This window comes from Streptomyces sp. NPDC048211 (assembly GCF_043202315.1).
Lineage (GTDB): Bacteria > Actinomycetota > Actinomycetes > Streptomycetales > Streptomycetaceae > Streptomyces.
Window position 1 is genome coordinate 579,331 of record NZ_JBIDAD010000004.1, and the last position, 23,821, is coordinate 603,151.

The 23,821-nt window shown below is 71.8% G+C and carries 16 protein-coding genes; 8 read left to right on the plus strand and 8 right to left on the minus strand.

Annotation, left to right across the window (positions count from 1 at the left end; genetic code table 11):
- Nucleotides 1-489: 489 nt before the first annotated feature.
- From ACGFZA_RS18880 to ACGFZA_RS18900, 5 genes are all read left to right on the plus strand, one after another.
- Complete coding sequence (locus ACGFZA_RS18880; RefSeq protein WP_385280379.1) at nucleotides 490-2,211, plus strand: carbohydrate-binding module family 20 domain-containing protein; 1,722 nt, start codon at nucleotides 490-492, stop codon at nucleotides 2,209-2,211.
- Between the two features lie 86 nt (nucleotides 2,212-2,297).
- Complete coding sequence (pulA, locus tag ACGFZA_RS18885; RefSeq protein WP_393680345.1) at nucleotides 2,298-7,610, plus strand: pullulanase-type alpha-1,6-glucosidase; 5,313 nt, start codon at nucleotides 2,298-2,300, stop codon at nucleotides 7,608-7,610.
- 174 nt (nucleotides 7,611-7,784) lie between these two features.
- Complete coding sequence (locus tag ACGFZA_RS18890) at nucleotides 7,785-9,821, plus strand: ATP-binding protein (RefSeq protein WP_393680347.1); 2,037 nt, start codon at nucleotides 7,785-7,787, stop codon at nucleotides 9,819-9,821.
- 104 nt (nucleotides 9,822-9,925) lie between these two features.
- Entirely contained in the window at nucleotides 9,926-10,276 is a 351-nt protein-coding gene (locus ACGFZA_RS18895) for a 5-carboxymethyl-2-hydroxymuconate Delta-isomerase (RefSeq protein WP_385280371.1), read from the plus strand.
- Nucleotides 10,277-10,357: 81 nt separating this feature from the next.
- The gene (locus ACGFZA_RS18900; RefSeq protein WP_393680350.1) at nucleotides 10,358-11,632 is read left to right on the plus strand and encodes a hypothetical protein; all 1,275 of its coding nucleotides are present in this window, start codon (nucleotides 10,358-10,360) and stop codon (nucleotides 11,630-11,632) included.
- 63 nt (nucleotides 11,633-11,695) lie between these two features.
- On the opposite strand, the gene ACGFZA_RS18905 is transcribed toward ACGFZA_RS18900, so the two are convergent.
- The 4 genes from ACGFZA_RS18905 to ACGFZA_RS18920 all read right to left on the minus strand — a co-directional run bounded on the left by ACGFZA_RS18905 (nucleotide 11,696) and on the right by ACGFZA_RS18920 (nucleotide 16,513).
- Entirely contained in the window at nucleotides 11,696-12,418 is a 723-nt protein-coding gene (locus tag ACGFZA_RS18905; RefSeq protein WP_385280365.1) for a TetR/AcrR family transcriptional regulator, read from the minus strand.
- 37 nt (nucleotides 12,419-12,455) lie between these two features.
- A complete protein-coding gene (locus ACGFZA_RS18910; RefSeq protein WP_385280362.1) occupies nucleotides 12,456-13,538 on the minus strand; it encodes a PDR/VanB family oxidoreductase in 1,083 nt (360 codons plus the stop codon).
- Nucleotides 13,539-13,540: 2 nt separating this feature from the next.
- Nucleotides 13,541-14,446 carry a metal-dependent hydrolase gene (locus ACGFZA_RS18915; RefSeq protein WP_393680353.1) on the minus strand — a complete coding sequence of 302 codons (906 nt, stop codon included), beginning with the start codon at nucleotides 14,444-14,446 and terminating at the stop codon, nucleotides 13,541-13,543.
- A 117-nt stretch (nucleotides 14,447-14,563) separates the two neighbouring features.
- Nucleotides 14,564-16,513, minus strand: a complete 1,950-nt coding sequence (locus tag ACGFZA_RS18920; protein WP_393680355.1) for a hypothetical protein — start codon at nucleotides 16,511-16,513, stop codon at nucleotides 14,564-14,566.
- A 294-nt stretch (nucleotides 16,514-16,807) separates the two neighbouring features.
- Between ACGFZA_RS18920 and ACGFZA_RS18925 the strand changes: the two genes are divergently transcribed.
- Nucleotides 16,808-17,191 carry a hypothetical protein gene (locus ACGFZA_RS18925; RefSeq protein ID WP_393680528.1) on the plus strand — a complete coding sequence of 128 codons (384 nt, stop codon included), beginning with the start codon at nucleotides 16,808-16,810 and terminating at the stop codon, nucleotides 17,189-17,191.
- A 42-nt stretch (nucleotides 17,192-17,233) separates the two neighbouring features.
- On the opposite strand, the gene ACGFZA_RS18930 is transcribed toward ACGFZA_RS18925, so the two are convergent.
- Nucleotides 17,234-18,745: a DUF1996 domain-containing protein gene (locus tag ACGFZA_RS18930; protein ID WP_385280351.1), complete on the minus strand. Its 1,512-nt coding sequence runs from the start codon at nucleotides 18,743-18,745 to the stop codon at nucleotides 17,234-17,236.
- A 106-nt stretch (nucleotides 18,746-18,851) separates the two neighbouring features.
- The gene (locus ACGFZA_RS18935; protein WP_393680357.1) at nucleotides 18,852-19,397 is read right to left on the minus strand and encodes a carboxymuconolactone decarboxylase family protein; all 546 of its coding nucleotides are present in this window, start codon (nucleotides 19,395-19,397) and stop codon (nucleotides 18,852-18,854) included.
- Nucleotides 19,398-19,466: 69 nt separating this feature from the next.
- Between ACGFZA_RS18935 and ACGFZA_RS18940 the strand changes: the two genes are divergently transcribed.
- Nucleotides 19,467-19,958: a MarR family winged helix-turn-helix transcriptional regulator gene (locus ACGFZA_RS18940; protein ID WP_385280347.1), complete on the plus strand. Its 492-nt coding sequence runs from the start codon at nucleotides 19,467-19,469 to the stop codon at nucleotides 19,956-19,958.
- 144 nt (nucleotides 19,959-20,102) lie between these two features.
- The gene (locus tag ACGFZA_RS18945) at nucleotides 20,103-21,776 is read left to right on the plus strand and encodes an alpha-L-fucosidase (protein ID WP_393680359.1); all 1,674 of its coding nucleotides are present in this window, start codon (nucleotides 20,103-20,105) and stop codon (nucleotides 21,774-21,776) included.
- A 99-nt stretch (nucleotides 21,777-21,875) separates the two neighbouring features.
- On the opposite strand, the gene ACGFZA_RS18950 is transcribed toward ACGFZA_RS18945, so the two are convergent.
- Nucleotides 21,876-22,523, minus strand: coding sequence for a LuxR C-terminal-related transcriptional regulator (locus ACGFZA_RS18950; RefSeq protein ID WP_393680360.1), 648 nt, complete (start codon nucleotides 22,521-22,523; stop codon nucleotides 21,876-21,878).
- Nucleotides 22,508-23,776 carry a sensor histidine kinase gene (locus ACGFZA_RS18955; RefSeq protein WP_385280340.1) on the minus strand — a complete coding sequence of 423 codons (1,269 nt, stop codon included), beginning with the start codon at nucleotides 23,774-23,776 and terminating at the stop codon, nucleotides 22,508-22,510. The genes ACGFZA_RS18950 and ACGFZA_RS18955 overlap by 16 nt, the downstream gene beginning before the upstream one ends.
- Nucleotides 23,777-23,821 lie beyond the last annotated feature (45 nt).

The window sequence follows — 23,821 nt, forward strand, 5'->3', positions numbered from 1 at the left end:
TCTCGTCCCCTGCGGTCCATCGGCGCACGTCGCCGCCCCGGTGTCCACCGGATGCTGCAGGAGGGGCACCAGGAGTCGGCCCGGACGGGCCGGCGGGGAGGTGACTCCTGGTGCCCCTCTTGTCGGTGACCGGCCCGGCCGGCCGGGCGCGTGGGGCCCGTGGGTGACGGGACCCCCGGCCGACCGGACCGGAGTCGGGAGAAACGTAACAGCGCTGCAATGTCTTGCGTAAGACCTTGCAGGAAGAAATCTCCAGTATTTCGCGGATGTGAGCAGCTCATGTCCAAAGGGTTGACCGGAACCTGACGGGCTCGTACGGTCTCCCCGCGGCAAGGTTTGCATTCTTGCAGCAAGAACATTCAGGAGCCTTGAGGGCAGGGCGCGTTGCCGTATGAGGCTGCGAGGTTTCGGCTCACCCGGCCGCCCGGCCGGAGGCAGTCCGAGGCCTCGGTACCGTCACCCGCATTTCCCCCACCGCAGGAGGAAACAATGGCCAGCAGACCCCTGTCTGCCGCGCTCGCCCTGATAGCGGGCGCCGCCGCACTCGTGGTCCCCGCCACGGACGCACAGGCCTCCGCCCCGGGCACCAAGGACGTCACCGCCGTTCTCTTCGAGTGGAAGTTCGACTCCGTCGCCAAGGCGTGTACCGACTCCCTCGGCCCGGCCGGCTACGGCTTCGTACAGGTCTCGCCGCCCCAGGAGCACATCCAGGGCGGGCAGTGGTGGACCTCGTACCAGCCGGTCAGCTACAGGATCGCCGGACGGCTCGGCGACCGCACCTCCTTCGCCAACATGGTCAGCACCTGCCACAGCGCGGGCGTCAAGGTCGTGGCGGACTCGGTCATCAACCACATGTCGTCCGGCTCCGGCACGGGGACCGGAGGGTCCTCGTACACCAAGTACGACTACCCCGGCCTGTACTCGGTCAACGACATGAACGACTGCCAGGCGCAGATCAGCAACTACGGCGACCGCGCCAACGTCCAGAACTGCGAGCTCGTGGGCCTCGCCGACCTGGACACCGGTGAGGACTACGTCCGCGGCAAGATCGCCGGCTATCTGAACGACCTGCTCTCGCTCGGCGTCGACGGGTTCCGCATCGACGCGGCCAAGCACATGCCCGCCGCCGACCTCGCCAACATCAAGTCCCGGCTGACCAACTCCGGCGCCTACTGGAAGCAGGAGGCGATCTACGGCGCGGGCGAGGCCGTCTCGCCCGACGAGTACGCCGGCACCGGGGACGTCCAGGAGTTCCGCTACGCCCGCAGCCTCAAGCAGGTCTTCAACAACGAGAACCTCGCCAACCTGAAGAACTTCGGCGAGGGCTGGGGCTTCATGTCCTCCTCGAAGGCCGCCGTCTTCGTCGACAACCACGACACCGAGCGCAACGGCGAGACGCTGAACTACAAGGACGGCGCCAACTACACGCTCGCCAGCGTGTTCATGCTGGCCTGGCCCTACGGCTCGCCCGACGTCCACTCCGGCTACGAGTGGTCCGACAAGGACGCAGGTCCGCCGAACGGCGGCACGGTGAACGCCTGCTACAGCGACGGCTGGAAGTGCCAGCACGCCTGGCGCGAGATCTCCTCCATGGTCGGCTTCCGCAACACCGCGCGCGGTGAGTCCGTCACCAACTGGTGGGACAACGGCGGCGACCAGATCGCCTTCGGCCGCGGTTCCAAGGCCTACGTGGCGATCAACCACGAGGGCTCCTCGCTGACCCGTACGTTCCAGACCTCGCTGCCCGCCGGCGACTACTGCGACATCCAGTCCGGCAACGGCGTCACGGTCAACGGCTCCGGCCAGTTCACCGCCACCCTCGGCGCCAACACCGCCCTCGCCCTCCAGACCGGCGCCCGCACCTGCACCGGCGGCGGCACCGGCCCGACGGACCCGACCGATCCCGGCACGGGCACGTCCGGCGCCTCCTTCGGCGTCAACGCCACCACCGTGCCCGGCCAGAACATCTACGTCACCGGCAACCAGTCCGCCCTCGGCAACTGGGACCCGGCGTCCGCACCGAAGCTCGACCCCGCCACGTACCCCGTCTGGAAGCTCGATGTGAGCCTGCCCGCCGGTACGTCGTTCGAGTACAAGTACGTCCGCAAGGACGCGAGCGGCAACGTCACCTGGGAGAGCGGTGCCAACCGCACGGCCACGGTGCCGTCCTCCGGCAAGGTCGCCCTGACCGCCGACGTCTGGCGCAGCTGACCCCTTCCTCCCGTCCGTGTGCCGCGCCGGAGCTCCCGGCGCGGCACACGGTGCACCCCCGTCCCTCATCCAAGGAGACCCCGCCCGTGTTCCGTTCCACCCTGAGACGGGGAGCCGTCGCCGCGTTGTGCACGGCGCTGCTCCCGCTCGTCCCGGCGGCCTCCGCGTCCGCCGCGCCCAGGCCGCCGAGCCCGCCGTCGGACGCCCAGCTGGCGGCTCAGCCCGCGCGCCAGGACCTGACGCGCGAGCAGTTCTACTTCGTCATGCCCGACCGCTTCGCCAACGGCGACACCGGCAACGACAGGGGCGGGCTGACCGGCTCGCGGCTGGAGACCGGGTACGACCCCACCGACAAGGGGTTCTACCAGGGCGGCGACCTCAAGGGGATGACCAGCCGCCTCGACTACATCAAGGGGCTCGGCACCACCGCCATCTGGCTCGCCCCGATCTTCAAGAACCGGCCCGTCCAAGGCGCCGGCAAGGACGCGTCGGCCGGCTACCACGGCTACTGGATCACCGACTTCACCCAGGTCGACCCGCACTTCGGCACCAACGCCGACCTGACGAAGCTGATCGAACAGGCCCACCGCAAGGGCATGAAGGTCTTCTTCGACGTCATCACCAACCACACCGCCGACACCGTCGACTACGCGGAGAAGACCTACGGCTACAAGCCCAAGGGCGCCTACCCGTACCTCGACCGCAACGGCCGGCCGTTCGACGACGCCGCCGGCATGGCGAAGACGGACGCGGACTCGTTCCCGTACAAGCCGGTCACCACCGGCGGCAAGACGCCGTCCTGGCTCAACGACCCCACGATGTACCACAACCGCGGTGACTCGACCTATGCCGGCGAGTCCACCACGTACGGCGACTTCTCCGGGCTCGACGACCTGTGGACCGAGCGGCCCGAGGTCGTCTCCGGCATGGAGAAGATCTACGAGAAGTGGGTCCGCGACTTCGACATCGACGGCTTCCGGATCGACACCGTCAAACACGTCGACCTGGACTTCTGGACCCAGTGGGCGACCGCGCTCGACGCGTACGCCGCCCGGCACGGCCGCAAGGACTTCTTCATGTTCGGCGAGGTCTACTCCGCCGACACCGCGATCACCTCGCCCTACGTCACCCGGGGCAGGCTGGACGCGACGCTCGACTTCCCCTTCCAGGAGGCGGCCCGCCAGTACGCCTCGCAGGGAGCCCCGGCCTCGAAGCTCGCCGCCGTCTTCGGCGACGACTACCGGTACACCACCGACAAGGCCAACGCCTACGAGCAGGTGACCTTCCTCGGCAACCACGACATGGGCCGCATCGGCACCTTCCTGAAGCAGGACAACCCGAAGGCCGATGACGCCGAGCTGGTCAAGCGCGCCGAGCTCGCCAACGAGCTGATGTTCCTCAGCCGCGGCAACCCCGTCGTCTACTACGGCGACGAGCAGGGCTTCACGGGCGCCGGCGGCGACAAGGACGCCCGGCAGACCATGTTCGCCTCGAAGACCGCGGACTACCTCGACGACGACGAACTGGGCACGGACCGCACGCACGCCTCCGACGCGTACGACACGAGCCACCCGCTCTACCGGTCCATCGCCGCGCTCTCCGAGCTGACGGCGAAGAACCCGGCGCTGCGCGACGGCGTCCAGACCGAGCGCTACGCCGAGGGCTCCGTCTACGCCTTCTCCCGTACGGACCCCGAGCGCGGCAACGAGTACGTCGTCGCCACGAACAACGGCACCGCGGCGAAGACCGTCGAGCTGTCCACCGAGTCCGCCGGCATGGACTTCCGCACGCTGTACGGCGGTTCCGGCACCGTCCGCAGCGGCGCCGACAAGAAGATCACCGTCACCGTCCCGGCGCTGTCCAGCATCGTGCTCCGCGCCGCGAAGACGCTGACCACCCACGCGGCCGAGCCCTCGGTCACGCTGAAGGCTCCGGCCGCCGGCGCCACCGGCACCGTCGAGCTCACCGCCGACGTCGACGGCGGCTCCCTCAACCGGGTCGTCTTCGCCGCCCAGACCGGCAACGGCAGGTGGACCACCCTCGGCACCGCCGACCACGCCCCGTACAAGGTCACCCAGACCATCGCCGACGCGACCGCCGCCGGAACGCCGCTGCGCTACAAGGCCGTCGTCGTCGACCGCACCGGACGCACGGCGAGCACCGTCGCCGCGTCGACCGCCGGCCAGGCACCGGCCCCGGCGAAGCCCGTCGCCGTCGAACGCGACTACGCCGTCATCCACTACAAGCGTGCCGACGGCGACTACGACGGCTGGCAGGCCGGATCCGGCGACACCACCGCCGCCTTCACCGGACGGGACGCCTACGGCGCCTTCGCCTGGATCAAGGTGCCGGAGGGCGCCTCCTCGGTCCCGTACACCGTCGAGAAGTCCGGCACCGCCGACGGGCCCGAGCGCACCGTCGACCTCGCGAAGACCGGACAGGTCTGGATCGAACAGGGCAAGGACGGCCAGGCCGACACCGCCCCCGACGGCGCCTACCCCGCCCCGGACACCACCAAGGCGGTCCTGCACTACTACCGCGCCGACGGCGACTACGACGGCTGGGGCCTGCACACCTGGACCGGCGCCAAGGAGCCGACCGACTGGTCCAAGCCGCTCCAGCCGGTGAAGAAGGACGCCTCCGGCCTCACCTTCGAGGTCCCGCTCGCCGACGGGGCCACCTCGCTCAGCTACATCCTGCACCGCGGCGACGAGAAGGACCTGCCCAGCGACCAGTCGCTCGACATCGCGAGCTACGGCCACGAGGTCTGGATGCTCGGCGGGACGGCCGGCTACCTTCTGCCGCAGACCGGTGGCGTGCCCACTCCCGACCTCACCAAGGCCGAGGCCCAGTGGATCGACTCCGACACCGTCGTCTGGAAGGTGAAGGCCACCGACGCCACCAGCCAGCAGCTCGTCTACGCGGCGAACGGCGGCATCTCCGTCCTCGACGGTGCTCTGAGTGATGAGGGCCAGTGGCTGAGGCTCACCCCGTCCGCGCTGAGCGACGCGCAGAAGGCGAAGTACCCGCACCTCAAGGACTACCCGGCCTTCACCGTCGACGCTCGTGACCGGGACAGGATCCGCGAGGCCCTGCGCGGCCAGCTGATCGCCACCCAGCGCGCCGCCAACGGCGCCCTCCTCTCCGCCACCGGCGTCCAGAGCGCCGGGGTGCTCGACGACCTGTACGGGACCAGGGCGAGCGGCGCCTCGCTCGGCCCGGTCTTCCACCGCGGCACGCCCACCCTCTCGGTCTGGGCGCCCACCGCCCGTACCGTCGCGCTCGAACTCGACGGGAAGACCGTTCCGATGCGGCGCGACGACCGCACCGGCGTCTGGTCCGTCACCGGGAAGCGGAGCTGGAACGGCAAGCCGTACCGCTACGCCGTGAACGTCTGGGCGCCCACCGTCCAGAAGCTCGTCACCAACAAGGTCACCGACCCCTACTCCACCGCCCTGACCGCCGACTCCGCCCGGAGCCTCGTGGTCGACCTCGACGACAGCGGGCTCGCGCCCAAGGGCTGGAGCACCCTGGCCAAGCCCGCCGCCGTGCCGCTGCGCGACGCGCAGATCCAGGAACTCCAGATCCGCGACTTCTCGATCGCGGACCCCACGTCCAGGCACCCCGGCGAGTACCTCGCCTTCACCGACACCCGCTCGGACGGGATGAAGCACCTCAAGGAGCTCGCCGGCTCGGGCACCAACTACGTCCACCTGCTGCCCGCCTTCGACATCGGCACCATCCCCGAGAAGAAGAAGGACCAGCAGAAGCCGGCCTGCGACCTGTCCGTCTACGCCCCCGACTCCGAGGAGCAGCAGGCCTGCGTGGCGAAGGCCGCCGCGAAGGACGCCTTCAACTGGGGCTACGACCCGCTGCACTACACCGTCCCCGAAGGCAGCTACGCCTCAGACCCCGACGGCACGAAGCGCACGGTCGAGTTCCGGCAGATGGTGCAGGGCCTGAACGGGGCCGGACTGCGGACCGTCATGGACGTCGTCTACAACCACACCGTCGCCTCCGGCCAGGACGACAAGTCCGTCCTCGACCGGATCGTGCCCGGCTACTACCAGCGCCTCCTGGAGGACGGCACCGTCGCCACCTCCACCTGCTGCGCCAACACCGCGCCCGAGAACACCATGATGGGCAAGCTCGTCGTGGACTCGATCGTCACCTGGGCCAAGGAGTACAAGGTCGACGGCTTCCGCTTCGACCTGATGGGCCACCACCCCAAGGCCAACATCCTGGCCGTGCGCAAGGCGCTCGACGCGCTGACCGTGGCCAAGGACGGCGTCGACGGGAAGAAGATCATCCTGTACGGGGAGGGCTGGAACTTCGGTGAGATCGCCGACGACGCCCGCTTCGTCCAGGCCACCCAGAAGAACATGGCCGGCACCGGCATCGCCACCTTCTCCGACCGGGCCCGCGACGCCGTGCGCGGCGGCTCCCCGTTCGACGAGGACCCCGGCGTGCAGGGCTTCGCCACCGGCCTCTACACCGACCCCAACACCTCCACCCACAACGGCACCGAGGCCGAGCAGAAGGCACGGCTGCTCCACTACCAGGACCTGATCAAGGTCGGACTCACCGGCAACCTCGCCGACTACACCTTCACCGACACCAACGGCACCACGGTCAAGGGCTCGGGCGTCGACTACAACGGCGCCCCGGCCGGCTACGCCGCCGCCCCCGGTGACGCCCTCGCCTACGCCGACGCCCACGACAACGAGACCCTGTACGACGCGCTCGCCTTCAAGCTCCCGGCGGGCACCTCGGCAGCCGACCGGGCCCGCATGCAGGTCCTGGCCATGGCGACGGCCACCCTCTCCCAGGGCCCTTCGCTCTCCCAGGCCGGCACGGACCTGCTGCGCTCCAAGTCGCTGGACCGCAACTCCTTCGACAGCGGTGACTGGTTCAACGCCCTGCACTGGGACTGCCGCGCGGGCAACGGCTTCGGCCGCGGACTGCCGCCGGCGGCCGACAACGCGGCCAAGTGGTCCTACGCCGGGCCGCTGCTCGCCAACGCGGCGATCAGCCCCGGCTGCGCACAGATCGACGGCGCCTCGGCCGCGTACCAGGACCTGCTCACCATCCGGTCCACGGAGAAGGACTTCGACCTCTCCACCGCCGGACAGGTGCAGTCCACGCTCTCCTTCCCGCTCTCCGGCAAGGACGAGACGCCCGGTGTGATCACCATGCGGCTCGGCAAGCTGGTCGTCGTCCTCAACGCGGCACCCGGCACCACCACCCAGAAGGTCGCGGCCCTGGCCGGAAAGAACTACGCCCTGCACCCCGTGCAGGCGGCGGGCGCGGATTCTACCGTCAAGAAGGCTGCGTACGAGCGGAGTTCGGGCAGCTTCACCGTTCCGGGACGCACGGTGGCGGTGTTCTCGCTGCGCTGACCTACCGTATGGGCAGCCGCCGGGGAGAGCCGCAGCACCACGCTCCCGGGCGCGCCCTTCCACTCCACCCGGCCGGTCCTGGCCCCCTCCCGTACGCATCGGCGTCCTCACCCGCCGGTGCGCACGGGGCCGGGGGCCGGGACCGGCCGCTCCACCTGGTCAGCGACGGTGACGATGGCGAGCAACATTCCCGAGGAGACCACGAGTTTCGTCGGACGCGAGGCGGAACTCGACCGGATCGAACGCTCCCTCGCCACCGGCCGGCTGACCACCCTCACCGGCACCGGCGGAGTCGGCAAGACCCGCCTGGCCCTCCGCGCGGCCGGACGTGCGGAGTCCCGGTACCGCGACGGCGTCCGGTGGGCCGACCTCTCGCCGCTCCAGGGCGACGAACTGCTCCTGGCCACCGTCTCCGACGCGGTCGGGCTGATCTACCACACCCTGCGGATGCCCACCGACGTGCTGTGCGAATGGCTCGCCGACAAAGAGCTCCTGCTCGTCCTGGACTCCTGCGAACACCTGCGCCCCGCCTGCGCGCACCTCCTCGGCGAGATCCTCACCACCTCGCCCGGCCTCACCGTCCTCGCGACCAGCAGACAGCCCCTGAACATCAAGGGCGAGCGGACCGTGGACGTGGAACCGCTGCCCGTCGACGGTACGGCCGACGCCCTCACCCTGTTCCGGGAGCGCGCGGCGGCCGCCGCCCCCGGCACCTGCCTCGACGAGCCCGGCACCGTCGCGGCAGCCGACGAGATCTGCCGGCGCCTCGACGGCATCCCCCTCGCCATCGAACTCGCCGCCGCGGGCATCGGACGCCAGAGCGCCCAGGAGATCGCCGGCCGGCTCGCCTCCCGCCTCGACGCGTTCGCCGACGCCACGCTCAGACCGCAGCGCCACCGCACCCTGCGCACCACCATCGGCTGGTCCCACGAACTGTGCACCCCGCTGGAACGGCTTCTCTGGGCCCGGCTGGCCGTGCTGCGCGGCGACTTCGACGAGGAGACGGCCGTCGCCGTCTGCGCCGGGGGACCGCTCACCGCGGACGCGGTACCGGCCGCCCTGCGCGCCCTCGTCGCCCAGTCCGTCGTCGCCCGCGACGGCGAACGCCACCGCATGCTCGACACCCTGCGCGAGTACGGCCGGATGTGGCTCGCCGAACTCGGCGAGGAGCGCGCCGGCGCCGACCGGCACGCCGCCCGCTTCCTGCAACTGGCCCGCGGCGCCCACGCGGGCTGGACCGGCGACGACCAGATCCTCTGGTACCACCGCATCGCCGAATCGCACGCCGACCTGTGCGCCGCACTCGACCACCTGCTCGCCCACGACCCCGCCGCCGCCCAGGAGATGGCCGGCCGGATCGGCTTCTTCTGGTGCTGCTGCGGCCACCTCCCGCAGAACCGGGGCTATGCCCAGCGGGCCCTGGACGCCGGCCCGGCCACCGGCCCCCATCGCACCCGGGTCCTGTGGGTGCTCGGCATCTGCGTCCTGCTCCAGGGCGACTACGCGGCCGCCGAGCGGATCGGCGAGGAGTGCGTACGGGCGGCGGCGGACGACGGCACCGACGAGGGGATCCTCGCCGCCGCCTATCTGCGCGGCCTCACCCATCTGATGACGGGCGAACCGGAGAAGGGACTGCGCGAGGCGGACCGGGTCCTGCGCACCACCGGAATCGACACTCCGCTGGAAACCGCCTACCGGCTGCGCTGCCACCTGATCACCGTCTTCGCCCTGACCGGCCTCGGCCGTCTGGACGAGGCAGCCGAGGCCGCCGTCGTCCTGCGCGCGGCCTGCCTGGCCAGGGACGAGTGCTGGACCCTGAGCTACGTCGACTACCAACTCGCCCTGATCGCGCTGCTCCAGGGTCGCGCCGAGACCGCCGCCGCGCACGCCCGGTCCATGCTCGCGGGCAAGCACCGCCTCCGTGACAGCTTCGGCATCGCGCTCGGCCTGGACCTCCTGGCCGCCGCGTTCGCCGCCCAGGGCGAGGGCGCCCGCGCCGCCCGGGTGTACGGCACGGGACAGGTCTACTGGCGGATGGTCGGCCACCCCCAGCGCGGCACTCCGGAACTGGGCCCCCTGCGCGAGGCCTGCGAACGCCAGGCCCGCGCGGCCGTGGGCGACGCCGCCTATCTGCGTGCCTTTGAGCGGGGCCGCTCCGACAGCGCGGAGGCGGGTCTGGCCCAGGCGCTCCACGGCGAGTTGCTCAGATAGTGAATCCGGCTTGTGCGGCCTCCCCGGGCCGGGGAAAGCTGGGGGCAGCCCCCCAGGGGTGATCTCTTCCGTATCCCTCGTCCCGCGCCAGCCAGGAGTCCGCCATGCCGCAGATCACCGTCGACTACTCCGCCGAACTCGACGACACCTTCGACCGCACCGGCTTCACGGGGGCACTGCACCCGCTGATCGCCGAGACGGTCAGCACCAAGATCGCCGCCTGCAAGACCCGCTTCCGGCGGATCAGCGAGACCGTGGTGGCCGACGCACCCGGCGGCGACGCGATCGTGCACATCGACATCTCGCTGCTGCGCGGCCGTACCCCCGAGGTCAAGGCCCTGCTCACGGAGTCCGTACTGCAACTGCTGGCCGGCCACGTCCGGCCGGCCGGCGAGCTGACCCTGCACCTCTCGGTCGAGGCGCGCGACCTCGACGGCTCCTACCGGAAGATCTGACGCGGCAGAATCACGCAGGGCCGCAACCTGCCGCGGGGACCGAGGCACTTACCGGGTGAGACCGTCTCCGGAAGGAACCCTGTGCCGAAGTCCAGCCGTCGTCGTTCACTGCTCCGGGCCGCCGTGGCCACGGCTGCCCTGTCCGTGGCCCTGTCCCTCTCCTGGCCGGCGTCCGCGCTGGACGGGACCGCCGGCCCCGCGCGCACCTGGGCGAGCGAGGCGGTGCCGTTCAGCGACGCCAATCTCGTGGACGCCGTGCACATGGGAGGGGGGAGGACCTGGGCAGCGGGATTCGCCCTGCACAGCGAGGGCAAGGTGACCCGCTTCCAGCCCGTCGTCGCCGAGCGCCCCGGGCCCGGCGGGGCGTGGACGCCCGTGACCTCGGCCATGGCTGCCGCCGGAGAGGTGAGCAGCCGGGTCAACGCCGTCGACGCGAACGGCAGCCACGATGTGTGGCTCGTGGGCGACGACGCCTCCGCCCTCGACGGCCGGGTCTACACCCAGCACTTCGACGGCACGCGGTGGCAGGTCGTGCCGGCGGAGCTGCCGGAGAAGGCACAGGCGGCGTCCCTGCTGGACGTGGACGCACGTCCGGGAGGCGCCTGGGCCGTGGGAGCTGCACAGATCGAGGTCTCGCGCACCTGGAACGAGGAGAAGGGGATCTGGGTCATCGAGTCCCGGCAGGCCGGGATCGCCCGGCACTTCGACGGGACCGCGTGGCGTGACGTACCGCTCCCGGAGGTTCCCGGTGACTTCTGGTACCTGAACTCGGTACGCGCCGTCTCCGCCGATGACGTCTGGGCTGCCGGTTTCGACGGCGGCAGCCCGCTGCTGATGCACTACGACGGCTCCTCCTGGAAGCGGGTCGGCGCTCCCGGCGTCACGGACCTGCCCGGACAGGCACAGAAGCTCGCCGTGACCGAGGCGGGCGACGTGTGGGCGGTGGGCGAGGACTGGTCCCCGGAGGACGGGTCCACCCGCGCCCTGGTCGCCCGCCACGACGGCACGGGGTGGCACAGGGGCGCGGTACCGGACGTGCCCGCGCGGCTCTTCGGCCTGACCGTGCGGCCGGGTGGCGGGATCGCCGTCGTGGGCCAGACACTCGGCGCGCGGCGGGACGCGCTGGCCTGGGCGTGGAAGCCGCTGGACCCGGACGCCACCGGTACCGGTGCGGTTCGGGGACGCTGGAAGGACCTGGGGCTCCCGCAGCCCACGCCGGCCGATCCCCCGGTGCCGGTGGAGGGAGCGGCGAGCGGGGTGATCGGCGGCCGCGACGGTCTGACGGTGCTCGGAACCTCGACCGCCGGGGGCGCCGAGCCCCAGCCGTTCGTGTCCGTGCGGACCGGCGGGCACTGAGTCGCGTGGGGTCTCCGGCACATCCGCCGTGCCGGAGACCCGGCGGATCGAGCGCCGCTGCCGCTATCGCAACCGCTGCACGGGCACGGCCGGCACGGCGGGCGCCAGCGAGGAGAGCCGCACCAGCAGTTCCCCGAACGGCCCGTCGGCCGGCTCCTGCGCGAGGACACGCAGCACGACGCCCGCCATCTCCTCGTTGTACGCGGCGCTCACGGCGGCCAGCGCGGCGAAGTCGTGCACCAGTTGCAACTCCAGCTCCGCACGCGGAATCCTCCGGCCGTCCAGCCAGATCAGGGCCGTCGACTCGGCGAGAGAGACCCAGGACCGGACGATCAACTCCAGCCGGGGCGGCGGGTCCTCGACGCCCAGATGGGCCAGGATCTGCGCGCAGGCCTCCTGGCGGACCTCGTCGATCATCGCGTTCGCCGTCGAGGAACCCACCGCCGGGCCGCCCCGCATCAGCGCCGCGAACCCGGGACCGTGGTCGTCGACGAAGTCGAAGAACCGCCCCATCACCCGCAACAGCCGTGCGCCCAGGGGGCCTTCGCGGGGTTCCTGGAACCGGTTCGCCAGCTCGTCGGCCGCCCGCCGCAGCGCCGCCTCGTACAGGCTCTGCTTGCCCGGGAAGTAGTGGTAGACCAGCGGCCGGGAGATCCCGGCGGCTGCGGCGATCTCGTCGATCGACACCTCGTCCGGGGACCGGTGACTGAACAACTCCAGCGCGACACCGATCAACTGCTGTCTGCGCTCCTCGACGCCCATCCTGCGCCGTACCCCGGTCGTCATGGAGGACAGCGTACCGACCGGCGGTTCAGACATGCCGCTACAGGTCCAGCACCAGCCGCCCGCCCCGGCACCGGGAGACGCAGATCAGCATCGAATCGCTCCGCTCCGCGTCCGTCAGCAGGTCGTCCCGGTGCTCGACGTCGCCCTCCAGGACGCGCTGTCGGCATGTCCCGCAGAACCCCTGCTCGCAGGAGTACGTGACGTACGGCAGCTCGGCCCGTACGGCGGCCAGCACCGACTGCCCGGCCGCGACCGGCACGGTGCGGCCCGAGCGGCGCAGCTCCACCTCGAACGGGGCCGACCCGGTGGCGTCCGCGCCCGACGCGGAGAACCGCTCCAGGTGCAGGGCGCAGCCAGCCGGGAGCGCGGCCGCGACCACGTCCATGAGGGGCTCCGGTCCGCAGCAGTAGACCGCGGTGCCCTCGGCCGCGTCCGCGAGAGCCGCGGCGACGTCCGGGTGGCCCGCCTCGTCCTGCGGGACGACGGTGACCCGGTCGCCGTCGGCGCCCAGCTCCTCGACCTCCGCCAGGAACGGCATCGTCGCCCGGCTGCGACCCCCGTACAGCAGGCGCCAGTTCGCTCCGGAAGCGGCGAGCGCACGCAGCATCGGCAGGACCGGCGTGATGCCGATGCCACCCGCCACGAAGACGTACGCGGGGGCGTCGGCCAGCGGAAAACGGTTGCGCGGGCCGCGGATCTCGACCTCCTGGCCCTCGTGGAGCACGGCGTGCACCTCGCGGGAACCGCCGCGCCCGTCCTCGGCCAGCCGGGTCGCCACGGTGTACGCGCCGACCTCGGCCGGGTCGCCGCACAGCGAGTACTGGCGGACCAGCCCGGACGGCAGCACCAGGTCCACATGCGCGCCGGGCTGCCAGGGCGGCAGGTCCGGGCCCTCCAGGCGGAGCTGCACGACACCCTTCGCGGGGGTGGTCCGCTCGGTGATCAGCAGCCGCCTGCCGGTGGTGGAACGGCGCTGCGCACGGCCGGATACCGGCTCCTCCAGCGCGGGCAGCGGCCACAGCGGCGACTTCTCGATGCGGCGGCGCATCGCCCGCCTGGCGAGCACCGCGGCACCGGCCACCACGGCGACGGTACGCAGACGGGGGAGGGGGAGGGGCATCGTCAGCCGGCTTCCGTCGTACGGGCCTCGGCCGCGACCGCGGCGGGCGAGTGGGCGAGATAGTCGACGGCCTGAGCCGTGCTGCCCTCCTGCGAGGGGTGGTACGTACGGCTCAGATAACGCGGGATGGACCGCAGCATCGCGGGGGTGCTGGGCAGCGTGCCGTGCCGGCCGCTGCGGTAGAACTGGCCGAAGGACGCCTTGCCGTGCAGCAGGCTCGGGTCGTTCTCCATGAAGAACCGCGTGCCGCGCTGCCAGAGGAAGAGCAGAGCGGAGAAGGCGGTCGCCCAGGTCCGCACCCGCCGCCGGTAACCGCCGTCGACGTGCATGAACACATCGAAGGCGACCGAGCGGTGCTCGACCTCCTCCGCGCCGTGCCAGCGCAGCAGGTCCAGCATGGTGGGATCGGCGCCGCGCCGGTCCAGCTCGTCGGCGTTCAGGATCCAGTCGCCGAGGAACGCGGTGTAGTGCTCGATCGCCGCGATCGTCGCCACCCGCTCCATCAGCCACCACCTGCGTGCCCGGCCCGGCGGCAGCGTCCGGTCGCCGAGCAACTTCTCGAAGAGCCAGTCGACCTGTGCGGTGTACGGGGTCGGGTCGAGCCCGAGCGCCTTCAGATGCGGGAGCACGTCGTCATGGGCCTGGGAGTGCATCGACTCCTGGCCGATGAACCCGATGACGTCCTGGCGCAGCTGCTCGTCGTGGATGTACGGGAGCACCTGGCGGTACACGTGGATGAACCAGCGCTCCCCGGCCGGGAGCAGCAGATGGAGCACGTTGATGGTGTGCGTGGTGAACGGATCGCCCGGCAACCAGTGCAGGGGCGTTTTGTCCCAGGCGAAGGAGACCCGGCGGGCCTTGAGCGGTATTCGCTCCGACGCGACCGCCGCTGGCTGCGTGTTAGACATGTTGTCAATGTACTGAGGGGTAGGCCCGGGGAACAGAGGCGTGCGGCGAATTCCTGAGCCCGTGCCGGGCCGGGGCCGTGCCGATCCCGTGCCGGGCCGGGCCCCGCCCCGGCCTGCTCAGCGCAGCGACCCGGCCTGGCTGCCGTCCGCCAGCCGTCCGGTCAGCCGCGCCCGGTCGCCCGCCCCGGCCGGTACCGCGAGCAGCCGCCCCCGCGCCTGCCCCGTCACTCCGCCGGACGTGGTCAGCGAGGTGAACTGCGCGCTGCCCGCGGCGAGTACGTACCACCGGCCGCCGCGCGACTTCCACAGCACGCCCGCCAGCACCCGCGGGGAACGCGTCCCGCACTCCGGTGAATCCTCGGCGCGCGCCGCGACCACCCCGGGCGGCCTGCTTCCCGGCGGCCGGCCGGACGGGGCCTGGAACTGGGCGAGGACCCTGCTCCCGGTACCCCGCCAGGTCTCCGCCCGGGTGCACAGCCACTGGGCCCTGCCGTTCCCCTCGGGCAGCGACTGCGTCGCGTACCCCCACGAGTTCACCGCGCGCACCCCGTGCGAGCGCACGGCCGGCAGCAGACAGGCGGTCCGCGCCCAGCTCGCGTACTCCGCGCGCCCCGAGACGTCGCGCGGCCGCCCCGGCGGGCCCGAGGTCAGCCGGGCCGGGGCCAGTTCACCGAGGTCCGTCACCAGCCGGACCGCCGCGTCGTCGGCCAGCTCGACGGCCGGCCAGGACCGGCAGCCGGGTGCGGCCGCCGGCCCGGCCACCGGGTCGGTCACCCCGTCGGCCGAGCGGTGCAGCGCGCGGGGCGCCCGGTCCGGCGCGAGCAGCTCCCGGACCCGCGCCTGCCGTACCCAGGGCGCCGTCAGATAGCGGACCCCGCCCCTCGTCCGTTGCACGACGAGAGCGCCCGCCGACGTCACGTCCGCCCCGTCGACCCGGGCGAAATCGAGCGCCGCGCCCTCGGACGGATCGGCGTCGCGGGGCTCCGCGTACCGCACGACACGCAGTCCGTCGTAGAACAGCACGACCGCGGACGTGCCCACCTCGCCCGCGTACAGCAGCTGCGCCGCCCCCATCGGCGGCCCCTGCGGCGTCCGCGGCGTCGCCGACGTCCGCACGCCGCCGCCCGGCCGTGCCCACACCCGCAGCGCCCGCCGCAGCAGCCGGGTGTCCTCGGTGCGATCGCCGCGGGTGGGCCAGGCCGTGAAGTCGGTACGCGGTGAGCGCTGCCAGAACCTCGCGGGCACCCTCCTCAACGCCCCCGGATCCAGAGCCGCTTCGGCTGCCGGGTTGCGCGCGTACAACGGCGCGGACAGGGTGCCACGCCCCCAGCCCTCGCCCGGCAGGCCCAGCAGAGCCCCGCACACCAGCAGAGCGGCGGTACCCGCCAGCGCCGCCCGGACGTATCTGCGGCGGCGCGGCAGATCGGGCGGCCGGGCCTGGAGGGAGCAGGGGTCGAACCCGGGCGACGCCAGCAGCGCGTGGGGGGCCGACACCCCGTCCGCCTCCATCAGCGCGGCATGCGGATCGGCCACCCCCGCGGCGCACAGCACCCGCCGGACCTCACCGTCCGCCAGCTCCTCCAGACCGCGCAGGACGAACGCGGCCCGCGCCGCGCCGCTCACCCCCGACAGCCTCTCCTCCAGGGCCAGTTCATCGGCGCCGCCCGAGTGCGGAAACAGCCGCAGCCCCCAGGTCAACGGGAGGAGGGGCGGGAACTGGGCGCGGCGCGGCAGGCGCCGCAGACGCAACGGGCTGCCCGCCGCCAGCGCGCCCCGCAGCACCTGCCTGCGGAGGTACGCGTAACCCGGATCGACGGCCTCCGCGCGGTCGGGCCGGCGCGGCGGCGGGACGGCGCCGGCGTCCGGGGGCCCGGCTCCGCGCGCCGCCTGAAGGGCCCGCTGGGTCAGCGCGTGGGCCGTGCGCACCCGCCGGTCACGGCTCAGTGAGTGCGGCAGGACGAGATAGCCGAGCCGGGTCAGCCGCGGGTAGTGCTCGACGAGCGCGGCCTCGGACTGCCCCGCATCGAACCGGGCGGCGGCTGACGGTACCTCTGGCAGTGGGCGCACGTTCAGCAGAACGAGCGAATCGTGCGATGGTCACTCCGGGGAGCGGGCCGCCTGCCCCGGGCGGGAGGAGCGGGGTCACCCCGTTCCGCTCCGGGAGGCGCGGGGCCGCTTGCCCCACTCCGGGAGGAACGGGGCCGTGCCGCTGCGGACCGGTGCGCCCGGCCTTCCTCCGTTCGCCTGCCGCGAGATGCCGCGAACCGGCACCATGGCCGGATGACGAAGCGGCGCATTACGTCAGGGGTGCGGGAGGTGCGGCGCCCGGCCGCCTTCGTGGCCGGCTGCGCGGCGCTGGCCATGCTCGCGGCATGCGGCGGTGGCGGCGACGGGGCCGTGCCGCCGACCGCCACCGGCACGCTGGAGGAGCTCGCCGCCAAGGCGCACTGCGAGCCGAGGATCCAGACCGACGCCCAGGAGCTGCGACAGGCCAACTGCACGACAGAGGACGGGCGTTATGTGCTGGCCACCTTCGCCACCGACCGCGGCCAGCGGGAGTGGATCAACGAGGCGAACGACTACGGCGGCTCGTATCTGGTCGGCCGCAGATGGGTGGCCGTCTCGGACGCCACAGTGATCGCGGCACTGCGCGGCCGGCTCGGGGGGACGGTGGAGACCACCTCGTCGCACCACTCGGGAGGTGGGCGGAGCGAGGCCGGGCACTCCGGTCACCGCACGAGCTGACCGCGCAGGCGGGCGGGGGACGACGGGCCGCGACCGTGGGGCTCAGCGGCACGTGCGCCCGCCGTTGACGCAGCTCACCACCTTCCGCATCAGCTTGGCGTCGAAGACGTTGATGAAGTCGCCGTGGTCGGTCACGGGCTTGTGCAGTTGCTCCGGGAAGGAGTCGACGGCGAACCCGGGCCCCGGCGGCACGTCGTACACGATCCGCTGGACCAGCTGCGGAATGGCCCGGAAGCCGGACGGGCACCTCCCGTCGTCCTGCGTGAAGGCCACATGGGTGCGGTGGTTCGCACTGTCGGTGTTCCGGCCGTCCCAGCAGCTCTGGAAGGCGAAGGAGCGGACGACCTGGCTGCCCTCCGGGCAGATCGGATACGCGTCCCTGAGCTGCCGGTCCTCGAATCCGGTGCAGCTCCAGGAGGCGTTGGCGTTGGCGTCGCCGTTGGTGAACGCCTTGGCGTCACCGGTGATGATGCGCAGGAAGCGCGGCATGGCCGTGACCCTGCCGGTCGGATTCCCGACGAACTTCAGCGTGACCTGGGACGGGGTCTGGATCTCCCCGGTGTTTTGGTCCTTGCCCCCGCCGTCCGCCTCGGCGTCGTTCTCGTCCGCCCCGTTCTGCAGGCGGAGCACCGGCCAGTAGTACGTGGACCGGTCGCCCTGATTGCGGCAGGTGGTGTCGCCGGCCGCGAGGTCGTCGTCGCCGGAGAAGGCGTCCGTGGCCTGGTTTCCGACGTAGTCGTGCATGTGGTGGGCCCCGTTGCTCACACCGGGGGCGGCGATGACGTTGTCCGGATTGAACTTCCCGTTCCGGTTGCGGCCGCACTCGGTGGTGAAGGTGCCGCGCGAGGCGCCCCGGAGCCGGGCCGGCTTCTTGACGTCGGGCCGCACGGACCGGATGTCGACGAAGTCGGAGTCCGCGGGGCCGTTGCCGCTCTGCCCCTGACCTTGCTCCTGGCCCTGGTCCTGCTCCTGGCCGCCTTCGTCGTCGCCGGAACCGTCGCCGGTGGGCTCGTTCGTGGGGGCGTCCGTGGCCTCGTTCGCCGGATCGCCCGCGGGTGCGTTCTCCTCGCCGCCCCCTTCGTCGTCCGCGCGCAGACCGCACGGGGCCAGCGAGCCGAGCCCCTCCGGACGCACCGTCTGCCGCCCGATGGCGGTCGCGATGCGGTCGATGCTGGCGGTGCGCCGGGCCTTCAGCGGGCCGAGCACGGCGTTCTCGGCGAGATCCGGATCCCGGGCCATTCTGTCCCGGAGGTCGGCGAACTCCCGGTAGGCATCGGTGATCTGGGTGTCCATGGCGGCCAGTTCGCGGTCGACCTCGGCCCGGGCCGGACCGGGCACCTCCGGGATCTCGTTGACCACCTCGGGGCAGTCGATGGTCGAGGCCTGGCGGACCGGCTGCCAGTTCCGGCCGTGGGACGGGCCGGACGAGCCCTCGCCCGCAGAGGCGTAGACGTTGACCGCGGCCAGCCCACCCCCGCCCAGGATCAGTGCGGCCGAGGCGATGATCGCCCGGTTGGCCAGGGTGGATCGTTTCTTGCGCGATGTGCGTCCCATGGAACTCCTCGGACTCCTCAGGCTTCGCGGGGGAGAAGCGTGACGTTCCATACGGCGCCGGCGCGCGGCCCGTTCAACGGGCGGAGGGATTCCTGTGGGCCGGATGTCAGGCGAACCGGGCCAGTTGGGGATCGACCGGGGCCGCGGTCATCCGGTTGGCCAGGGTCGACATGGTGTAGGCGCCGATCCCCAGGACCACCTCCAGCGCGTTGCGGGAGGTGTATCCGTGCGACAGGAAGGACTGGAGCGTGTCGTCGTCGACGGCGCCGGACGTCTCGACCGCGGCCAGGGTGAACTGCCGCACCGCCTCCAGCCGTTCGTCCGGCAGGAGGCTGCCGTCCCGCAGTGCCGCGATGACGCCGGCGTCGGCCCCGAGTGCGGTGAGCTTCGCGGTGTGCATGGCCACGCAGAGGTGACAGCCGTTGCGGTCGGCCATCGTCATGATCACGGTCTCCCGGGACAGCGGGTCCAGGGTCGTCGTCTCGAAGAGCGCGCTCATCTTCAGGAAGCCGTTGAGCAGCTCGGGGGACTGGGCGAGCCGGGCGACGGCGGTCGGCAGGTAGCCCTGCTTCTTCGCCACGGCCGCCATGGTGGGGCGGGCCGCGGCGGGGGCGGATTCGAGGGTGTGGTCGGGGAACGCGGACGCGGACATGGGTGACCTCTCGCGGTAAACTCGACAACGTGATTGACGAAAAGGTAAATCAGGTTGTCGAGTTTCGCAATGGCTGAGCGTGCGGGCGGTGCCCCCGCCGGGGACGGGACGGGCTTTGAGCTGCCCGTGCTCCTGTTCGCCGGATTCCGGTCGATCATCGACGAGCTGCATCGTGAACTGGCCGAGCAGGGTCACCCCGAGATGAGGGCCGCGTACGGCTACGCGCTCCAGGCCGTGGGTCGCGACGGGGCGACGGCCAGCGAGATCGGCCGGCGGCTGGGGGTCTCCAAGCAGGCCGCCGGGAAGACCGTCGAGAAGCTGGAAAGCCTCGGTTACGTCGAGCGCGCCGACGATCCGCAGGACGGTCGCCGCAAGCTGGTCCGGCTGGCCCCGCGCGGGATCGACGTCCTCGTGCGGTCCGCCGAGGGCTTCGACCGGGTGCGGGCCGAGTGGGTCCGGATGCTGGGGGCCGAGCGGGTCCGGGCCCTGGAGTCCGATCTGCGCGCCATGGCTCCCGCGGACGCGTTCCGGCTCGACATGGCGGCCTGGTTCAACGGCTGAACGACCGGGTGAGGCTTGGACTTTGCGGACGAGAGATAGGACGTATGTAGCGCGCACCCTTCCCGGGGGTCACTTCTTGCGGCACCATGCACGCGTCGGCACCCGAGAGATCCGACCACTTGTGGTCGCGAATGGGAGGGAACCATGGCACGACGTACCCATGTGCTCAGCGCGCTCGCACTGGCGGCAGCCGCCGCGCTCATCCCCGTACAGGCCACCGCGCAGCAGTCCGTACCCCAGCCTTCCGCCACGCCCGCCGCCCCGTGCGGTACGCCCGTGAGACCCGCGTCGCAGATGACGGTCGAGGCGTGTGACAGCCCCGAGCGGATCATCGAGAAGGCGGCGAACGTGGTCCCCACGGCGGGACAGCTGGCCTGGCAGCAGCGGGAGGTCACCGCCTTCACGCACTTCGGGATGAACACCTTCACCGACCGTGAGTGGGGGTCCGGTACGGAGGACGAGAAGCTCTTCGCGCCGAAGAGCATCGACGCCGACCAGTGGATGCGCGCCTACAAGGCGGCCGGTGTCGAGCAGGTCATGCTCACGGTCAAGCACCACGACGGCTTCGTCCTGTACCCGAGCCGGTACACGGATCACTCGGTCGCCCTCAGCCCCGGCAGCCCCGACGTCGTCGCCGCCTACGTCAAGGCCGCCCGCAAGGCCGGTCTCAAGGTCGGTCTCTACCTCTCGCCCTCCGACGGTGCCGAACTCCCGCATGCCTGGCACGCCGAGTGGGTCGAGCAGATCCGCGCCAAACAGGCCGAGGGCAAACCCCTGAGCCTGCCCGAGCGGATGGCGCTGGAGGACGGCGACCGCGCCCCGGCCGGTCAGGGCCGCTTCGGCAACGGCAGCGCCGTCACCGAGCGCACGATTCCCACCCTCGTCCCCGGCGACGACCGCGCCGCCCGCGTGAAGAGCGGCAAGCTGCCCACCTTCGAGGTGAAGGCCGACGACTACGACGCGTACTACCTCAACCAGCTGTACGAGATCTTCACCCAGTACGGTCCGGTCGAGGAGCTCTGGCTCGACGGCGCCAACCCCTGGTCGGGCTCCGGCATCACGCAGAAGTACGACGTCAAGCAGTGGTTCGACATGGTCAAGGCGCTCTCGCCGAACACCGTCGTCTTCCAGGGCCCGCAGGGCGTCCGCTGGGTCGGCAACGAGTCCGGCACCGCCCGCGAGACCGAGTGGAGCGTCACCCCGCACGCCACCGACCCGTGGACCGGACTCGGCAGCCTCCCCAACGACTCGACCGACCCCGACATCGGCTCCCGCGCGAGGCTCCTCGACCCGGCCGTCAAATACCTCCAGTGGTACCCGGCCGAGGCCGATGTCTCCAACCGGCCAGGATGGTTCTACCACGCGGACGAACAGCCCAAGACCGCCGCGCAGTTGATGAACCTGTACGAGAAGAGCGTGGGCCGCAACGCCTCGCTCCTGCTCAACGTCCCGCCCGCGCCCGACGGCCGGATCGACGAGGCGGACGTCGCGTCACTGACCGCCTTCGGCAACGACGTGCGCCGGATCTACGGTTCCGGCGCACGCACCCGGGGGCCGGGTCCGTACACCTTCGACCGCGTGGCCGTCCGCGAGGACATCCGGCACGGTCAGCGGGTCGAGAAGTTCGCCGTGGAGGCCCGGATCGACGGGGCCTGGCAGCGGATCGCCGAGGGCACCACGATCGGCCACGAGCGCATCCTGCCCCTGGCGGAGGCCGTCACCGCCACCGCGGTCCGCGTCACGGTGCTGGAATCCAGGGCGAAGCCGTACCTGGGCGCCACGACCCTGCACCTGACCACGGCGGCCGCCGGGCACTGACGGCCGACGAGGGTCCTGGGGCCTCTCGTCAGGATCACGCCGTGCTCGTCGGATCCGGCCCGATCCGACGGAAGGCCCCACGGGAGGACGGGACAGCCCTCAGCCCCGGTCCAGATAGGCGAGCACCGCAAGAACGCGGCGGTTGTCGTCGTCGGAGGGCGGCAGGCCGAGCTTCCCGAAGATGTTCGAGGTGTGCTTGGCCACCGCCCGCTCCGTGATCACCATCTGCGAGGCGATCGCCGCGTTCGAACGGCCCTGGGCCATCAGCTCCATGACCTCCCGCTCCCGCGGCGTCAGCCCGCCGATCGGCTTGTCCTGCGCACGCCGCGACAGCAACTGCGAGATCACCTGAGGGTCCATCGCCGTGCCGCCCGCGGCGACCCGGCGTACCGCGTCGATGAACTGGTCGGCGTCGAACACCCGGTCCTTGAGCAGATAGCCGATGGCCCCGGCGCCGTCCGCCAGCAGCTCGCGCGCGTACAACTGCTCGACGTGCTGGGAGAGGACGAGCACCGGCAGCCCCGGCCTCGCCCGCCGTGCCGCGAGCGCGCACTGCAGCCCCTCGTCCGTGTGGGACGGCGGAAGCCGGACGTCGACGACAGCGACGTCCGGCTCCAACTCGGCTAGGGCCCGCGTGAGTTCGGGCCCGGTCTCGACGGCGGCCGCGATCTCGAAGTCGTACGCCTCCAGCATGCGCACCAGGCCGTCGCGCAACAGGAAGAGATCTTCGGCTAGGACAACTCGCAAGGGATCTCCATGGTCACCATGGTGGGACCGCCCGCGGGGCTGCTGACGGCCATGATGCCGTCGAATGTACCGAGTCGGCGTTCGATGCCGCTCAGGCCGGAGCCCCCCGCGGCCACCGCACCGCCCTTCCCGTTGTCCGTGACCGAGATCCTCAGCATGCCGTCGGCATGGTGCAGGTCCACCCAGATCCGGTCCGCACCCGAGTGCTTCGCCGCGTTCGTCAGAACCTCACTGACCGCGAAGTACGCCGCGGACTCGACCGGCGCCCCGGCCCGGCCCTTCAGCTCCACGTCCACCTCCGACGGGATCGGCAGCCGCAGCGCCAGCGCCCTGACCGCGTCCCCGAGCCCCCGCTCGGCGAGGACCGGCGGGTGGATGCCCCGCACGAGATCGCGCAGCTCCGTGAGCGCCTCGGCCGACGACGCGCGGGCCGTCGCCAGGAGCTGCTTCGCCTGCGCGGGGTCCTTCTCGATCAGCGCCTCGATGGTGCCGAGGTTCATGCCCATGGCGACCAGCCGGGCCTGCGCCCCGTCATGCAGATCCCGCTCGATGCGGCGCAGCTCCGAGGCGGCCGTGTCGACCGCCTCGTGCCGCGTCTCGGTCAGCCGGTCGATGCGCAGGGCCAGTTCCTGCTCGTGGGTGGGGGCCAGCACCGAGCGGGCGATCACGAAGTGGGCGCGCAGCAGCCGCTCGCTCAGCGCCACACCGGTCGCGAACAGCGCCACACCGAGCGCGGCGGCGGCGAAAGCCGTCGCCTGGCTGTCCACGGGCACGAACCCGTACCAGTACCGGTCGTCCGTGAAGACCCGCCACAGCCCCGCCGCCAGGACGAACCCCTCCACCGGGTAGATCATCAGCGCCGCCGCCAGGACCGCCACGACGTAGCCGGCCGTCATGTCGACCAGCATCCACTGGATGTCCCGCCACGTCGCCGGGTCCTTCAGCATCAGCGTGGTCCGCTCCACCTGCCCGGTGAACCCGCTGCGCACGTCCTTCGGCAGCGGCCGGTACGGGACCGGGATACGGACGTCCGACCAGGTGACCGCCAGCAGCCGGCGCTGATTGGCGTGCTTGCGCACCGCCGCCAGCACGTACGGGGTGGTGACGAGGCCGATCCCCAGCGGGATGAAGGCGATCGAGAGCACCGTCAGCACGAACAGCGTGACCGACCCCACGATCGAGGCGAACGACAGCACCAGCCCGCGCCCAGCGGCCAGCAGCGCGGCCCTTGTCCGTCCGGTCGGCCTCTTCATAACGGTCCCTCTTCCCTCGCCGGTCACCCGTGGCAGCCCCGGTTG

Excerpts from the sequence above, each read along its gene's own strand:
- ACGFZA_RS18880 (WP_385280379.1), top strand. The coding sequence starts at position 490 with ATGGCCAGCAGACCCCTGTCTGCCGCGCTCGCCCTGATAGCGGGCGCC.
- ACGFZA_RS18890 (WP_393680347.1), top strand. The coding sequence starts at position 7,785 with ATGGCGAGCAACATTCCCGAGGAGACCACGAGTTTCGTCGGACGCGAG.
- ACGFZA_RS18895 (WP_385280371.1), top strand. The coding sequence starts at position 9,926 with ATGCCGCAGATCACCGTCGACTACTCCGCCGAACTCGACGACACCTTC.
- ACGFZA_RS18905 (WP_385280365.1), bottom strand. The coding sequence starts at position 12,418 with ATGACGACCGGGGTACGGCGCAGGATGGGCGTCGAGGAGCGCAGACAG.
- ACGFZA_RS18910 (WP_385280362.1), bottom strand. The coding sequence starts at position 13,538 with ATGCCCCTCCCCCTCCCCCGTCTGCGTACCGTCGCCGTGGTGGCCGGT.
- ACGFZA_RS18915 (WP_393680353.1), bottom strand. The coding sequence starts at position 14,446 with ATGTCTAACACGCAGCCAGCGGCGGTCGCGTCGGAGCGAATACCGCTC.
- ACGFZA_RS18925 (WP_393680528.1), top strand. The coding sequence starts at position 16,808 with ATGCTCGCGGCATGCGGCGGTGGCGGCGACGGGGCCGTGCCGCCGACC.
- ACGFZA_RS18930 (WP_385280351.1), bottom strand. The coding sequence starts at position 18,745 with ATGGGACGCACATCGCGCAAGAAACGATCCACCCTGGCCAACCGGGCG.
- ACGFZA_RS18935 (WP_393680357.1), bottom strand. The coding sequence starts at position 19,397 with ATGTCCGCGTCCGCGTTCCCCGACCACACCCTCGAATCCGCCCCCGCC.
- ACGFZA_RS18940 (WP_385280347.1), top strand. The coding sequence starts at position 19,467 with ATGGCTGAGCGTGCGGGCGGTGCCCCCGCCGGGGACGGGACGGGCTTT.
- ACGFZA_RS18945 (WP_393680359.1), top strand. The coding sequence starts at position 20,103 with ATGGCACGACGTACCCATGTGCTCAGCGCGCTCGCACTGGCGGCAGCC.
- ACGFZA_RS18955 (WP_385280340.1), bottom strand. The coding sequence starts at position 23,776 with ATGAAGAGGCCGACCGGACGGACAAGGGCCGCGCTGCTGGCCGCTGGG.